Raw genomic sequence first — 14,574 nt, 5'->3', positions numbered from 1 at the left:
GCAGCAACGGATATGTACACGGTCCATTACAAACAACTCAAACCCCACACAACGAACGCAGTAACCCAGTATCCAAATGCCGCTCTACCAGATCCGCCAACCGCTCAATATCCCGCTCCCGCAACCCGTGATAATCCACCTCTTGCACATCTTCCAACCCGGCCCAACGCAACAAAGCACTACAGGCCGCCGGAGCCTCAAACAATCCATGCAAATAGGTCCCAAGGATCTGCCCATCCTCACTCTGAGCCCCATCCAGGCGCCCATCGTCCAACTGCACCGCAGCCCGCACCAAGCCAGCGCCACTGGTTACACCCGCGTGGATCTCATACCCACTCACCTCGGCCTCCTCCAGCAACAACCGCCCCCGCACGTTACGCAGCTGCTTCTCCTCCTCCAGGGTCGTACTGAACGCCAACAACCCCAGCCCAGCGCTAGAACCACAAGGCCCTTCCAACCCCAGCGGGTCGTGCACCTGCTCGCCGAGCATCTGCAACCCACCACAAATCCCCAGCACCTTCCCGCCATAACGCAGGTGCCGCGCCACCGCCGTATCCCACCCGTTGGCCCGCAAATACGCCAAATCACTGCGCACACTCTTCGAGCCCGGCAAAATAATCAGGTCCGCCGCAGGAATCGCCTGCCCCGGCCCCACAAACTGCAAATCCACCTGCGGATGCAACCGCAACGGATCAAAATCCGTGTGATTACTGATCCGCGGCAATACCGGCACCACCACCTTGAGCACTTGCGCCGCCTTGTCGATCTGGCGCTGGTCGATACCGTCCTCAGCCTCCAGATGCAGATCCATCACATACGGCAACACCCCCACCACCGGCTTGCCCGTGCGCGCTTCCAGCCAATCCAGCCCCGGCTGCAATAGCGCGATATCGCCGCGAAAGCGATTGATGATGAAGCCTTTGACCCGCGCCTGTTCGGTGGGTGACAACAATTCCAGAGTGCCCACAAGGTGCGCAAACACCCCGCCGCGATTGATGTCGGCAATCAGCAGCACCGGGCAGTCCACCGCTTCGGCAAAGCCCATGTTGGCAATGTCGTTCGCCCGCAGATTGATCTCGGCCGGCGAACCCGCACCCTCGACCATCACCACCGGGTAAGCCGCACTCAACCGCGCATGAGAGGCCAGCACCGCTTGCATCGCGATGGCTTTGTAATCGTGATAAGCCACGGCATTCATGGTGGTCACGGCGCGCCCATGGATAATCACCTGGGAGCCCGTGTCACTGTTGGGCTTGAGCAATACCGGGTTCATGTCGGTATGGGGCGCCAGGTTCGCGGCCTGGGCCTGCACCGCCTGGGCCCGGCCGATCTCGCCGCCTTCGGCAGTCACGGCGCTGTTGAGCGCCATGTTCTGCGGCTTGAAGGGCACCACCGGGATGCCCTGGCGCACCAGCCAGCGGCAGAGTGCGGTCACCAGCGTGCTTTTGCCGGCGTCAGAGGTGGTGCCCTGCACCATCAAGGTACTCATGAGGCTTCCTTGTAGGCCTTCAGTGCCTGTTCCAGCCGCAACCAGTCGGCCTCGGTATCCGGCAGGCCGAAACGCAGGCTGCTGTTGTCGACAAACAAGCGCAGCAGAATGCCGCGCTGGGCCATGAATTCATGCAGCTGCTCAGCCCGGTCCGTGATCATCCACTGGAACAACGCGCAGCCGCCCTGGGGCCGCAAGTCGTGGCGTTCAAGCACATCAAACAGGCGCTGGCTGGCCGATTCGCAACGCAGCCGCTGTTGCGCATGGCCGGCCGTATCGCGCAGGCATACTTGCCCAAGCACCCGCGTCGGCCCGCTGACGGCCCACGGCCCCACCTGTTCGGCGAGCAGCTTGAGCAGCTTGCGCTCGGCCAGCACGAACCCCAGCCGCACTCCGGCCAGGCCGAAGAATTTGCCGAACGAGCGCAGCACGATCAGGCCGACTTGATGGGCCTGGCCCGCCAGGCTCAGTTGCGGGGTGATGTCCATGAAGGCTTCATCCACCACCAGCCAGCCGCCGCGTTGGGCCAGGCGAGCATGCCAGTCCAGCAGGCGTTGCGGCGTCAGGCTAAGGCCGGTGGGGTTGTTGGGGTTGACCACCACCAGCACGTCAAGGCTGTCGAGGAAGAAGTCGACTTCCTGCTCCAGCACTTCGCGCACGATGTAGCCGGCGCGACGCCAGGCTTCAGCGTGTTCGGCGTAACACGGCGACAGCACACCGACCTTGCCGGCCCGGCGCAGGCGCGGCAATAACTGGATCGCGGCCTGGGAGCCGGCCACCGGCAATACATGGGGCGTGCCGTAATATTCACAGGCAGCCTGCTCCAGGCCGTCGTCGTTTTCAGGCAGGCGCGCCCAGGCCCGCAGCGGGATTTCCGGAATCGGAAACGGCCATGGCGCCAGGCCGCTGGACAGGTCCAGCCATTCTGCTTCTGGAATGCCGTACTGCATCGCCGCCTTGCGCAAGCGGCCACCGTGCTCAAGCATAAAACTCAGCCCCCACACACAGGATCAGCAACCACAGCCACACGCCGCGTTGCACCAGTTGCCAGCCACGCTCGATGGAATCCGCATCCGCCGGCGGGCCTTCGCCCAGTGGCGGGCGCTGGTGCAGCTCACCGTGATAAATCGCTGCACCGCCCAACTCCACGCCAAGGGCACCGGCACCCGCAGCCATCACCGGGCCGGCGTTGGGGCTGTCCCAGGTCGGGCCCTGGGTGCGCCAGCATTTGAGAGCCAGGCGGGTTTTGCCCAGCAGCGCGTAGGTCAACGCCACCAGGCGCGCCGGAATGTAGTTGAGCACGTCATCGATCTTTGCTGCGGCCCAGCCGAAACGCTCAAAGCGTTCATTGCGATAGCCCCACATGGCATCCAGGGTGTTGCTCAGGCGATAGAGCACCACGCCGGGCACGCCAGCGACCACAAACCAGAACAAGGCGGCAAATACCGCGTCGCTGCCGTTTTCCAGCACCGATTCGGTGGCTGCACGGGCGACTTCGGTGCGATCCAGCTCGCTGGTCTGGCGGCTCACCAGATAGCTGACACGCTTGCGGGCCTCGTCCAGATCATCACTGCGTAACGCTTGCGCCACCGGCAGCACGTGCTCGCCGAGGCTACGCATGCCGAGGGCGCAATACAATGCGAGGATTTCCAGGACCCAGCCGATGTAGGGCGCCCACGACAGCGCCGTGGCCAGCAGGGTCAGCGGCACCACCGCGATCACCCAGGCGGTAACGCCATGGCTGCGCCAGCCACGGCCACCGGAGTTGAAACGCTGCTCGATGCGCCCGGCAAAATTGCCGAACGCCACCAGCGGATGCCAGCGCCTGGGCTCGCCCAGCAGCGCATCCAGCGCCACGGCAGCGACACTCAGCAAGGCCACACTCATTGACTCACTCCCCAAACATTCTCGTACAACATGTCACTCAGCGGCCGTGGTTCGGTCCAGCCTTCGAGCTGCAACATCGGTGCCGGGTAGAACTCGGCCACCGGGCCCAGGCACAACACGGCCAACGGCTTGGCACCGGGCGGCAGGCCCAGCAGATCGGCCAGGGCCTGGGGCTCGAACAGCGAGACCCAGCCCATGCCCAGCCCTTCGACACGAGCCGCCAGCCATAGATTCTGAATCGCGCAGGACAACGATGCCATGTCCATTTCCGGCAAGGTGCGGCGCCCGAAGATATGCCGCTCGCGGTCGTCCATCAAGGCAGCCACCAGCACTTCGGCGCAGTCGTTGATGCCTTCGACCTTGAGCTTCATGAACTGGTCGGAGCGCTCGCCGAGAGCCTCGGCGGTGCGTACGCGTTCTTCTTCCACTAGCTGCTGGATCTGGCCGCGCAGGTTGCGGTCGCTGATGCGGATAAAACGCCAGGGCTGCATCAAGCCGACGCTCGGCGCCTGGTGCGCGGCTTGCAGCAGGCGATGGAGCAATTGCGGCGCCACGCTGCCACCGCTGAAGTGCCGCATGTCGCGGCGTTCGGCGATAGCGCGGTAGACGGCTTCGCGGTCGGCTTCCGGAAAGGCGTTGTCAGTCATGGCCTCATCGCGGGCAAGCCCGCTCCCACAGTAGATTGCGTTTCAACTCGGTCAACTGTGGGAGCGGGCTTGCCTGCGATGGCGGTCTCAAGGCTTGGCGCAAACAAGGCAGCCACCGCCATCGGGTTGGACGGGAAGTAAAAGTGCACGTAGGAAGCCGTCATCCGGCCCTGACGATAAACCGCCTCGGCACCGCGCCCGCCATTCGGGCTCAGGCCCCGGGCAATCGGCTGCCACTCGGTGCTGGTCAGCGAGTGATGGTAGGTGTGACCGCGCAAGAGGCCTTCGGGCAGTTCGACGTTTTGCAGGGCCAGTGCCGCCAGACGCTTTTGCATCACGGCGTCGCCCTGGAGCAGGCCGACCAGTTCGGCACGGGTGCCGTCGACATCAGTGAGCGAGTCCAGCAGATAGAGCATGCCGCCGCATTCGGCCAGCAGTGGCTTGCCAGCAGCGTGGTGGGCGCGGATGGCGTCGAGCATCGCGGTATTTTCCGACAGCGCCTGGTGATGCAATTCCGGATAACCGCCGGGCAGGTAGAGGCTGTCAGCTTCGGGCAATGCACGGTCACGAATCGGCGAAAAGAAGCGCAGCTCGGCGCCCATCGCTCGCAACAGATCGAGGCTGGCGCCGTAGGTAAACGCGAAGGCTTCGTCGCGGGCCACGGCGATGCGCACGCCGGCCAGCAACGGTTGGGCCTCGATCACCTCGGGCGCAGCGAATTCCACCGGCGGTGGCAGCGCTACCTCACAGCTGCTGCCCAGGGCCTGGGCGGCGGCGTCGAGGCGCAGGTCGAGGTCGTTCAATTCGCTGGCCTGCACCAGGCCAAGGTGGCGGCTGGGCAATTCGATCCCGGTTTCCCGGGACAGTGCGCCGTACCAGCGCAGGCCTTCGGTCAGGCTGCCTTCAAGCAGTTGCGCATGGCGCAGCGTGCCGACGCGGTTGGCCAGCACGCCGGCAAACGGCAGGTCCGGCTGGTAACGCGCCAGGCCCAATGCCAGGGCACCGAAGGTCTGGGCCATGGCCGTGCCATCGATGACCGCCAGTACCGGCACGCCAAAATGCCGCGCCAGGTCGGCGCTGGACGGCGTGCCGTCGAACAGGCCCATCACGCCTTCGATCAGGATCAGGTCGGCTTCCCCCGCCGCTTCCCACAGCAATCGGCGACTTTCCTGCTCGCCGACCATCCACATGTCCAATTGATAGACCGGCGCACCACTGGCGCGCTCGTGGATCATCGGGTCGAGAAAGTCCGGGCCGCATTTGAACACTCGCACCTTGCGCCCCAGGTTGCGGTGCAAACGGGCGAGCGCGGCGGTGACGGTGGTTTTGCCCTGGCCGGACGCCGGTGCGGCGATCAGCACAGCAGGACAGTGACGGGGCTGATTCAAAGTTCGATGCCTTTCTGCGCCTTGATACCCGCCTGGAACGCATGCTTGAGCATGCCCATTTCAGTCACGGTGTCGGCCATTTCGATCAATTCGGGTTTCGCGCCACGGCCGGTGACCAGCACGTGTTGCATCGGCGGGCGGGCCTGCAGGTCGCTGAGTACCTGGTCCAGGTCGAGGTAGCCGTGCTTGAGGGCGATGTTCAGTTCATCCAGCACCACCAGGCCGATGGCCGGGTTCTGCAGCATTTCCCGGGAGACCGCCCAGGCGGCTTCGGCGGCCACGATGTCGCGGGCACGGTCCTGGGTTTCCCAGGTAAAACCTTCGCCCATCACGTGGAAGCGCACCTGCTCGGGGAAACGGCGGAAGAACAGTTCTTCGCCAGTGCTGTTGCGGCCCTTGATGAACTGCACCACGCCACACTGCATGCCGTGGCCCATGGCCCGGGCGAGCATGCCAAAGGCCGAGCTGCTCTTGCCTTTGCCATTGCCGGTAAGCACCAGCAGCAACCCGCACTCGTTCGGTGAATTGGCAATGCGCTCGTCAATCACGGCTTTTTTGCGCAGCATGCGCGCCAGGTGGCGTTCGTCACGATCGGGGGATTCAGTCATGGCAGCTCTCCGTTGGGGCTGGACAAAAACGGCGGGCAGGAAAAAAGACACATACAGACAGCCAAGCATCGCCCACCGTGATGCTGTTGGATGGATCAGGCCGGTCTCCGGGCTCATGAGTGGCATTGGATGCCGAAGGTGCGCCTTCCCATATCGCGGGCGATACAGTGGCTTAAGGCACCGTCTTGACTCATTTACCGTTGCGGGGGCAGCGCCGGGATCGTGGCAGCACTGTAGAAAAATGCGCTCACTCACCGGCTTCCCTGTTTCACTCAGTCGGCGCGTACGCCACAGAGCACCTGAAACAAGCCGCGAAGGTTAGTGGGTTGGGGGTGGAGCGTCAATTAAAGCCGGACATGCGCGTGAACCATCGGGCCGCTGCGTGCCTCTACCGCTACAGGTATTAAGGAGAAAACCATGCACAAGACCCGACTTGCCCTACTGATCATGCTCGCCGGCACCCTCGCCGCCTGCGGCGAAAGCTCTACCCTGCAAGTGTCCGACGGCACCGGGCCCTCGCCCAAACTGCCGGAACCGAATAAAACCCTGATCCCCACGGTGAATATCGCCCCGGCCATCGGCTGGCCCGAAGGCACCAAGCCAACGGCGGCGGCAGGCACTCAAGTAGCGGCGTTTGCCGAAGGCCTGGACCATCCGCGCTGGCTGTATGTGCTGCCCAATGGCGATGTGCTGGTGGCAGAAACCAATGCGCCGCCCAAACCGGACGATTCCAAGGGTATTCGTGGCTGGGTGATGGAGAAAGTCATGGGCCGCGCCGGGGCCGCCGTGCCGAGCCCCAACCGCATCACCCTGCTGCGGGACGCCGACCACGACGGCATAGCCGAAACCCGCACGGTGTTCCTGGAGAACCTGAACTCGCCGTTCGGCATGACACTGGTGGGCAGCGACCTGTATGTGGCCGATTCGGACAAGCTGCTGCGCTTCCCCTATCAGCCAGGCGAAACCTCGATCAAGGAAGCCGGCACCACGGTGACCGACTTGCCGGGCGGCAGCATCAACCATCACTGGACCAAGAACGTGGTCGCCAGCCAGGACGGCAGCAAGTTGTACGTCAGCGTGGGCTCCAACAGCAACGTCGCGGAAAACGGCCTGGAAGCCGAACAAGGCCGCGCCGCGATCTGGGAAGTGGACCGTGCTACCGGCCAGCACCGCATCTTCGCCTCCGGCCTGCGCAACCCCAACGGCATGGCTTGGGAACCGCAAAGCGGCAAGCTGTGGACGGCGGTCAATGAGCGCGATGAAATCGGCAGCGACCTGGTGCCGGACTACATCACCTCGGTCAAGGATGGCGCGTTCTATGGCTGGCCCTTCAGTTATTACGGCCAGCACGTGGATGTGCGGGTGAGTCCGCAGAACCCGGAACTGGTAGCCAAGGCGATTGCCCCGGACTACGCGGTGGGCCCGCACACAGCCTCCTTGGGACTGACCTTTGCCGACGGCAGCAAGCTACCGGCGCAATTCAGCAATGGCGCGTTTATCGGCCAGCATGGTTCTTGGAACCGCAAGCCCCACAGTGGCTACAAGGTGATCTTCGTGCCGTTTGAAGGCGGCAAACCCAAAGGCCAGCCGGTGGATGTGCTGACCGGGTTCCTCAATAGCGATGAGAAAGCCATGGGCCGCCCGGTCGGCGTGGTGATCGACAAGCAGGGGGATTTGCTGGTGGCGGATGACGTGGGGAACAAGGTGTGGCGAGTGTCGGCGGCTAAATAGCCAGCTTCGCAAACACCGCAAAACAAATGTGGGAGCGGGCTTGCTCGCGAATGCAGTGTGTCAGTCAGCTTGTTATCGACTGATCCACCGCATTCGCGAGCAAGCCCGCTCCCACATTTGGTTTCGTGTTTTCCTAGGGGTTTCGTGCCAGGTGCTCGGCTGGCAACACACGCTTGGCGCTCAGGTAGGCGTTTTGCCAGTAGGCTTTGGACAGCGTGTCCAGCTTCACCGTACCGCCGGTTTGCGGCGCATGCACAAAGCGCCCTTCTCCCACGTAGATCCCGGCGTGGCTGACCTGCGAGCCGCCACCCGTGGCGAAGAAGATCAGGTCACCGGTCTGCAGGTTGTTTTCGCTCACGTCCTGGGCGCGCATCACGATCAGCTCGCGAGTGGTACGTGGCAAGGAGATGCCCGCCGCGTCACGGTAGACGAAACCGATCAAGCCACTGCAATCAAACCCCGAGTCCGGCGTGTTGCCGCCCCAACGATAAGGCGTGCCGACCAGGCCCAGTGCACGAAAAAGCACGTCTTCGGCCGCAGGCGAGAAACTTTGGGTGGCATAGGTGTTGAACACCGGCTTGGGCTTGACGGCCACGGGAGCAGGCGGTGGACGGCTTGCGCAGGCGCTGAGCAGCGCGGCGCAAACGAGAAGAATTAGGCGGGCCGAGGTCGACATGGGCAGAACAATCCTGATCTGGATGCGGCTTTCGCTGCCGAACGTTGAAAAACAGAACGCGCAAGCAAAGCTCGCGCGATCAATTTACAACAATGTCCAGGGATTCTAGCGCTTACACGTCAAACTTCAAGTATCACTTTAACTTTACTTGCTGGCGGTAACGGTAGTCGGGGCCATCGCCAGGGCGCGCTTGGCTTCGATGAAGGTTTTGCTCCAGTAGCTGTCACCCAGGTTGTCGACTCGCACACCACCGCTGCGGCGGCTGCTGGAGTGGATAAACTGGTTGTCGCCCAGGTAGATACCGGCGTGGCTGACACGACCACGGCCAGCCGTACTAAAGAAAAGCAGATCACCGGGCTTGAGGTTGTTCCGCGCGACCAACGGTGCATCCACGTTGATCATTTCGCGGGTGGAACGCGGCAGGTTCATGCCGGCTTCTTCGCGGAACAGGTAGCCGATGAAACCGCTGCAGTCGAAACCGGCTTCAGAGGTACCGCCGAAACGGTAACGGGTACCGATCAGGGACATGCCGCGTTCGAGAATGCTGTCGGCCAGAACGGGAAGCTGGTAAGGCTTGGCGCCGGCGAAGTCGGCGAGTTCTTTTTCAGTTGCGATCTCTTCCTGATAAACAGTGGAAGACTGCGACGCAACGAATTTTGCCTGGGACTGCTGTACTGGTTTTTGCTGCTCAGCCACGTTTTGAGTGTGGGTGGCGCAACCAAACAACAGGGTAACGAGTGCGAGAGGCACGAGGGGTGCGAAGCGATTTAGCATGGGCACGACCGTGGCTGATGTGTAAAGAAGCCGAGACTATGCCTTCTATCACATCGATTTGCAAATTCAATCGTGATCTATGTGACTTCTTGTTTGGACTATGACATCTAAGCCCTTAACACCCTATGCCAGCCATTTGCGTGGCCAAAACGGCCCAAACGCAAGTTTTCTGGCGCCTGTAATTTGCCGAAAGCCCCGGTTTTAAAGGGCTGGCTACCAGCCCAGGGTTTCTTTGAGGAAGGGAATAGTCAGCTTGCGCTGGGCTTGCAAGGAAGCCTGGTCGAGCTGTTCGAGCAAGTCGAACAGTGCGCTCATGCTGCGTGTACCGCGGGTGAGAATAAAATGCCCGACTTCATCGGTCAGGTGCAACCCGCGGCGCGAAGCACGCAGTTGCAGGGCCCGCAGTTTGTCTTCGTCGGACAACGGGCGCATCTGGAAAATCAGCGCCAGGGTCAGCCGCGACTTCAAGTCCGCCAGCTTCACCGGCAGCTCACGTGGCGAGGTGGAGGCGGCAATCAACAAGCGCCGGCCGCTGTCACGCAAGCGGTTGAACAGATGGAACAGTGCCTCTTCCCAATCTGCCCGCCCCGCCACTGCCTGCAAATCGTCCAGGCAGACCAGTTCGTATTGTTCAAGGTTGTCGAGGATCTCGATACCGCGGTCCAGCAGCTCCGCCAGCGGCAGGTACACCGCCGGTTCACCCATCTGTTCGAAGCGCAGGCAAGCGGCCTGTAACAAGTGGGTACGCCCCACGCCGTGCTTGCCCCAGAGGTAGATCAAGCTTTCGGTCCACCCGGCGTCGGCTTCGCAGAGCCGCTCGACATAGCCGAGTGCAGCGGCATTGGCGCCTGGGTAGTAATTGATAAAGGTGGCGTCGTCACGCAGACGCACACCTAGGGGCAGCTGAATCGGTTTCATGCTGACTGAACGGTTCCAATCGAACCGTTAGTGACCTCTGTGTAAAGTTTGCAAAGTTTATACCCGTGACGCCGGGCGCACAATGCAGCAGACCACAAGCAAAATCAAAGGTTTGCGTTAACTTGTTGGATTTGGTGAGGAATGTTTGACGCAATGGCGAAACGCCAGAGCCGATAAATGACAAACCCGGCCTTGAGCCGGGTTTGTGATGCTGCGGTTATAACTCCGGTTCGTCGGTTCCGGCGTACATGTCCGAGTCCTTGTACAAGTCGTGCACATGGCGCACCAGCACCATGATCACCGCCGCCACCGGCAGCGCCAGCAGGATGCCGGTAAAGCCGAACAGCTCGCCGCCCGCCAGGATCGCAAAGATCACCGCCACCGGATGCAGGCCGATCCGGTCGCCCACCAGCAACGGCGTCAGCACCATGCCTTCCAGGGCCTGGCCGACCATGAACACCGCGACGATCCCGAGCATCGGGTACAGGTCGCCGTGGAACTGGAACAACCCGGCCACCAGCGCCGCACCGATACCAATCACGAAGCCCATATAAGGCACGATGGCTGCCAGGCCGGCGATCAGGCCGATCAACAGCCCCAGTTCCAGGCCGATCGCCATCAACCCCGCCGCGTAGATGATCCCCAGCGCCAGCATCACCAGCAACTGGCCACGGACGAAGGCGCCGAGCACCTCATGACACTCCTCGGCCAGGGAGACAATGCGCTCCTCACGGTCGCGCGGCAGCAGGCCGCGGATCTTGGCCATCATGATGTCCCAGTCCCGCAGCAGGTAGAACGCCACGACCGGGATCAGCACCAGGTTGGTCAGCCAGCCAATCAGCGCCAGGCTCGACGCCGTCGCCTGGCTCAGCACCACGCCGACAATGTCGGTGGTCTGGCCCATGTGCTCGCTGATGGCCGCCTTGACCTTGTCGAACTTCCAGAAGCCGTCTGCCAACCCCAGCTTGGCCTGCGCCCACGGCATGGCCGTGTGTTGCAGCCAGTCGAGCATCTGCGGCGCCAGCTCATAGAGCTTGAACAACTGCTTGGCCAACATCGGCACCAGCACCAGGACCAGCGCCGTGATGATCAAGGTGAACAACGCAAACACCGCCACCACGCCCCAGGTACGTGACAGGCCGATCTTTTCCAGGCGATCCACCACCGGATCGAACAGGTAGGCCAGCAGTAACGCGACCAGGAACGGCGTCAGGATCGAATGCAGCAGGAACACAAAAACGCACAGCAGGACAATCCCGCCAAGCCACACCCAACGACGCGTATCCGCCATAAACCACTCCCTCTGTTATTTGCTTCCTGCTTCTATATAAGAAGGAAGAACACTTACCAATGAAAACGTAGCTGCGGCGTCGGCTCGACCGGTGCCGGTTGCGCGCCTTCTACCACCGGCTGCGGAGCCGGAGCTTCACCTGCCGGGATTTCCTGCAACTTGGCCAGGCTCAACTGGGTGCGCAGCTGCTCGGCGCTGCCATTCACCCGATAAACGATGCGAGTGCCGTCCACGCGCACTGGCTGGGCACCGAACGGTTCCAGCAGATGGCCGAGGGCGGCGTAATGCTCGAGATTCATGCCCTGCACTTCCAGCAACTGATCACTGGTGGCAGCGCCCGCCTTGACCGCAAAGCGTGGTGCCAGGCGTTCGCTGACGGCCAGCAGCACGGCGTCAGCCAATGCGGCAGTATCAGTGCCGGTGGCGGTGCCCTGCTCGCTTTTATCCCCCAGCCACAGGCGCCATTTGGCCGACCATTGGCCGCCGTCTTCGCGAGCATGCACCGCCAGCAAGGCATCGGCACCATAACGCTCGGACGCGGCGCGCAGCGGTGTGGCGTCAGGGCTTTCAAGATTCGGGGCGGTGGCGACGATCTGTTCGTCCAGGTCACCCAATGGCAGACGCAGCGGCAAACCACGGTGCTGGGCCGCGCGGCGCAGCGGCTGGGCGACGGCCTGGCCATCACCGACCAGGCTGCTGCCTTCCACGGAGTCGTTCAGCCACCAACCGAGGATCGATGGCCGATTGCTGCCCCACAGCGCCAGGCCCGCGCCACGCAACGCGCGGTCGGTGCTGACCGGGTCGAAATCCACCTGCAGGCTTTCCGGCGGGCCGGCGTCGTAGCCATACTGACTGATGATTTGTTGCGGGTCTTTGCGGATCGCCGCCAGGCCCGGGCCATCGGCGGCCTTGGCGTCGCCGGTCAGGCGGATCACCAGGGTTTGCAGGGCACGCTGGGTCGCCTGGTCGCGCTCCTGGGGAGACTGACTGCTGACCGGCTCCAGCACTTGATAGAGACCATTGAGGGTTTCGGCATGACTCGCCAGGCTGACCAACGACAAGCAGCCCACAAAAAAATATTTACTCAGACCCATGAAAGAAGATTCCCGAACGGCAAATAAGCGGTTGGAACAGACCGCGTGAACACTGTTGAGCAAGGCTGTGACCACAGCGACCGGCAAAACATTCACAGGGTCTCGGCAAGTTTTTGTACTGTCATAACGATAGCGAGTTAAAGGCTATACCTTAATAGGGCCTGTGACCGACTCGATTAGCGATTTTTTTAACAGCTATTGCCCCTGCCCGTCGGCCCGAGGATGGCCGCTGCCCCTCAAGCCTGATAAAATCGCGCGCCTTCGCAGACCGTCAATGGCAGGCCGTGCTGAAACTTCAGGTTTCGGTACACCCGCCGCATTCGGTCGTTACCCCTGAATCCCCCCTAAAGGCCTGGATCATGAGCAAGCAACCCTCCCTGAGCTACAAGGACGCCGGTGTAGACATCGACGCCGGTGAAGCATTGGTCGAACGCATCAAGAGCGTCGCCAAGCGCACTGCGCGCCCCGAAGTCATGGGCGGCCTGGGCGGTTTTGGCGCCCTCTGCGAGATCCCGGCCGGCTACAAGCAGCCTGTATTGGTCTCCGGCACCGACGGTGTAGGCACCAAGCTGCGCCTGGCACTGAACCTGAACAAGCACGACAGCATCGGCATCGACCTGGTTGCCATGTGCGTGAACGACCTGGTGGTGTGCGGCGCCGAGCCGCTGTTCTTCCTTGACTACTACGCCACCGGCAAGCTCAACGTCGAGACCGCTACCCAGGTGGTCACCGGCATTGGCGCTGGCTGCGAACTGTCCGGCTGCTCCCTGGTCGGCGGCGAAACCGCTGAAATGCCAGGCATGTACGAAGGCGAAGACTACGACCTGGCCGGTTTCTGCGTCGGTGTTGTCGAAAAATCCGAAATCATCGACGGTTCCAAGGTGGCTGCCGGTGACGCCCTGCTGGCCCTGCCATCGTCCGGCCCGCACTCCAACGGCTACTCGCTGATCCGCAAGATCATCGAAGTGTCCGGCGCCGACATCGAAACCATCCAGCTCGACGGCAAGCCCTTGACCGACCTGCTGATGGCCCCGACCCGCATCTACGTGAAGCCGTTGCTCAAGCTGATCAAGGACACCGGCGCGGTCAAGGCCATGGCCCACATCACCGGTGGCGGCCTGCTGGACAACATCCCGCGCGTACTGCCTAAAGGCGCCCAGGCGATTGTCGACGTGGCCAGCTGGCAGCGCCCGGCAGTCTTCGACTGGCTGCAAGAGAAAGGCAACGTCAACGAAACCGAGATGCACCGCGTGCTGAACTGCGGCGTGGGCATGGTCATCTGCGTGGCTCAAGAGCACGTTGAAAGCGCGCTGAACGTATTGCGTGAAGCCGGCGAACAGCCTTGGGTCATCGGCCAGATCGCTACCGCCCCTGAAGGCGCGGCTCAGGTTGAACTGAAGAACCTTAAGGCGCACTGATGCCTGCAACCTGTGATGTCGTGGTGCTGCTCTCCGGCACCGGCAGTAACTTGCAGGCCCTGATCGACAGCACGCGCGCCGGCGACAGCCCGGTGCGCATCGCTGCGGTGATTTCCAACCGCAGCGACGCCTACGGCCTGCAACGCGCCAGGGACGCAGGTATCGACACCCGCTCCCTGGATCACAAGGCTTTCGAAGGCCGCGAGGCCTTCGACAGCGCCTTGATCGAACTGATCGACGCCTTCAACCCCAAACTCGTGGTACTGGCCGGCTTCATGCGCATTCTCAGCGCTGACTTCGTGCGTCACTACAACGGGCGTCTGCTGAATATCCACCCGTCCCTGCTGCCAAAATACAAAGGGTTACACACCCACCAGCGTGCCCTGGAGGCCGGCGACACCGAGCACGGCTGCAGCGTGCACTTTGTCACCGAGGAACTCGATGGCGGGCCTCTGGTCGTACAGGCAGTAGTTCCGGTAGAGTCTGCGGACTCTGCGCAGACGCTTGCGCAACGGGTTCACGCCCAGGAACACAGGATTTACCCGCTGGCTGTTCGCTGGTTCGCTGAGGGACGGTTGATTCTTGGCGACCACGGTGCATTATTGGACGGTCAGTTACTTGCGGCCAGCGGCCACTTGATTCGAACCTAGGAG

At 62.4% G+C, this 14,574-nt stretch carries 14 protein-coding genes and 1 riboswitch; of the genes, 3 read left to right on the top strand and 11 right to left on the bottom strand.

What is annotated here, in order from left to right:
- Window positions 1–37: 37 nt before the first annotated feature.
- The 6 genes from HX869_RS19910 to cobO are packed head-to-tail and all read right to left on the bottom strand — an operon-like array spanning window position 38 to window position 6,019.
- Window positions 38–1,489 (bottom strand): cobyric acid synthase, encoded by a 1,452-nt coding sequence (locus HX869_RS19910; RefSeq protein ID WP_178903551.1) that lies wholly within the window; start codon window positions 1,487–1,489, stop codon window positions 38–40.
- A complete protein-coding gene (gene cobD, locus HX869_RS19905; protein ID WP_177050361.1) occupies window positions 1,486–2,475 on the bottom strand; it encodes a threonine-phosphate decarboxylase CobD in 990 nt (329 codons plus the stop codon). Before cobD ends, HX869_RS19910 begins: the two co-directional genes overlap by 4 nt.
- Window positions 2,468–3,376 carry an adenosylcobinamide-phosphate synthase CbiB gene (cbiB, locus tag HX869_RS19900; RefSeq protein WP_087694822.1) on the bottom strand — a complete coding sequence of 303 codons (909 nt, stop codon included), beginning with the start codon at window positions 3,374–3,376 and terminating at the stop codon, window positions 2,468–2,470. The genes cobD and cbiB overlap by 8 nt, the downstream gene beginning before the upstream one ends.
- Window positions 3,373–4,023, bottom strand: coding sequence for a 5,6-dimethylbenzimidazole synthase (gene bluB / locus HX869_RS19895; protein WP_003210753.1), 651 nt, complete (start codon window positions 4,021–4,023; stop codon window positions 3,373–3,375). The genes cbiB and bluB overlap by 4 nt, the downstream gene beginning before the upstream one ends.
- Window positions 4,020–5,411 (bottom strand): cobyrinate a,c-diamide synthase, encoded by a 1,392-nt coding sequence (locus HX869_RS19890; protein ID WP_177050374.1) that lies wholly within the window; start codon window positions 5,409–5,411, stop codon window positions 4,020–4,022. Before HX869_RS19890 ends, bluB begins: the two co-directional genes overlap by 4 nt.
- Entirely contained in the window at window positions 5,408–6,019 is a 612-nt protein-coding gene (gene cobO, locus HX869_RS19885) for a cob(I)yrinic acid a,c-diamide adenosyltransferase (RefSeq protein WP_003210751.1), read from the bottom strand. Before cobO ends, HX869_RS19890 begins: the two co-directional genes overlap by 4 nt.
- A gap of 80 nt (window positions 6,020–6,099) precedes the next feature.
- Window positions 6,100–6,337: riboswitch (cobalamin riboswitch) on the bottom strand.
- A 99-nt stretch (window positions 6,338–6,436) separates the two neighbouring features.
- Here cobO and HX869_RS19880 point away from each other — a divergent pair.
- The gene (locus HX869_RS19880) at window positions 6,437–7,750 is read left to right on the top strand and encodes a sorbosone dehydrogenase family protein (RefSeq protein WP_177122838.1); all 1,314 of its coding nucleotides are present in this window, start codon (window positions 6,437–6,439) and stop codon (window positions 7,748–7,750) included.
- Window positions 7,751–7,883: 133 nt separating this feature from the next.
- Here the strand turns inward: HX869_RS19880 and HX869_RS19875 are convergent, their stop codons facing one another.
- The 5 genes from HX869_RS19875 to HX869_RS19855 form a co-directional block, all read right to left on the bottom strand.
- Entirely contained in the window at window positions 7,884–8,426 is a 543-nt protein-coding gene (locus tag HX869_RS19875; RefSeq protein WP_003210749.1) for a C40 family peptidase, read from the bottom strand.
- Window positions 8,427–8,570: 144 nt separating this feature from the next.
- Window positions 8,571–9,200, bottom strand: coding sequence for a C40 family peptidase (locus HX869_RS19870; RefSeq protein ID WP_003210748.1), 630 nt, complete (start codon window positions 9,198–9,200; stop codon window positions 8,571–8,573).
- A 213-nt stretch (window positions 9,201–9,413) separates the two neighbouring features.
- Window positions 9,414–10,118: a DnaA regulatory inactivator Hda gene (hda, locus tag HX869_RS19865; RefSeq protein ID WP_003210747.1), complete on the bottom strand. Its 705-nt coding sequence runs from the start codon at window positions 10,116–10,118 to the stop codon at window positions 9,414–9,416.
- Window positions 10,119–10,335: 217 nt separating this feature from the next.
- On the bottom strand, window positions 10,336–11,409 hold the full coding sequence (locus HX869_RS19860) for an AI-2E family transporter (protein WP_003210746.1): 1,074 nt from the start codon (window positions 11,407–11,409) through the stop codon (window positions 10,336–10,338).
- 53 nt (window positions 11,410–11,462) lie between these two features.
- The gene (locus tag HX869_RS19855; RefSeq protein WP_003210745.1) at window positions 11,463–12,503 is read right to left on the bottom strand and encodes a DUF2066 domain-containing protein; all 1,041 of its coding nucleotides are present in this window, start codon (window positions 12,501–12,503) and stop codon (window positions 11,463–11,465) included.
- A gap of 359 nt (window positions 12,504–12,862) precedes the next feature.
- Here HX869_RS19855 and purM point away from each other — a divergent pair, with 359 nt between their 5' ends.
- The gene (purM, locus tag HX869_RS19850; protein WP_008438191.1) at window positions 12,863–13,921 is read left to right on the top strand and encodes a phosphoribosylformylglycinamidine cyclo-ligase; all 1,059 of its coding nucleotides are present in this window, start codon (window positions 12,863–12,865) and stop codon (window positions 13,919–13,921) included.
- The gene (gene purN, locus HX869_RS19845) at window positions 13,921–14,571 is read left to right on the top strand and encodes a phosphoribosylglycinamide formyltransferase (protein ID WP_087694819.1); all 651 of its coding nucleotides are present in this window, start codon (window positions 13,921–13,923) and stop codon (window positions 14,569–14,571) included. The genes purM and purN overlap by 1 nt, the downstream gene beginning before the upstream one ends.
- The last annotated feature ends 3 nt before the right edge of the window (window positions 14,572–14,574 follow it).

The sequence above is a fragment of the Pseudomonas sp. P7779 genome (assembly GCF_013386315.1).
GTDB lineage: Bacteria > Pseudomonadota > Gammaproteobacteria > Pseudomonadales > Pseudomonadaceae > Aquipseudomonas.
This window is presented reverse-complemented; position numbering and strand designations above follow the sequence as displayed.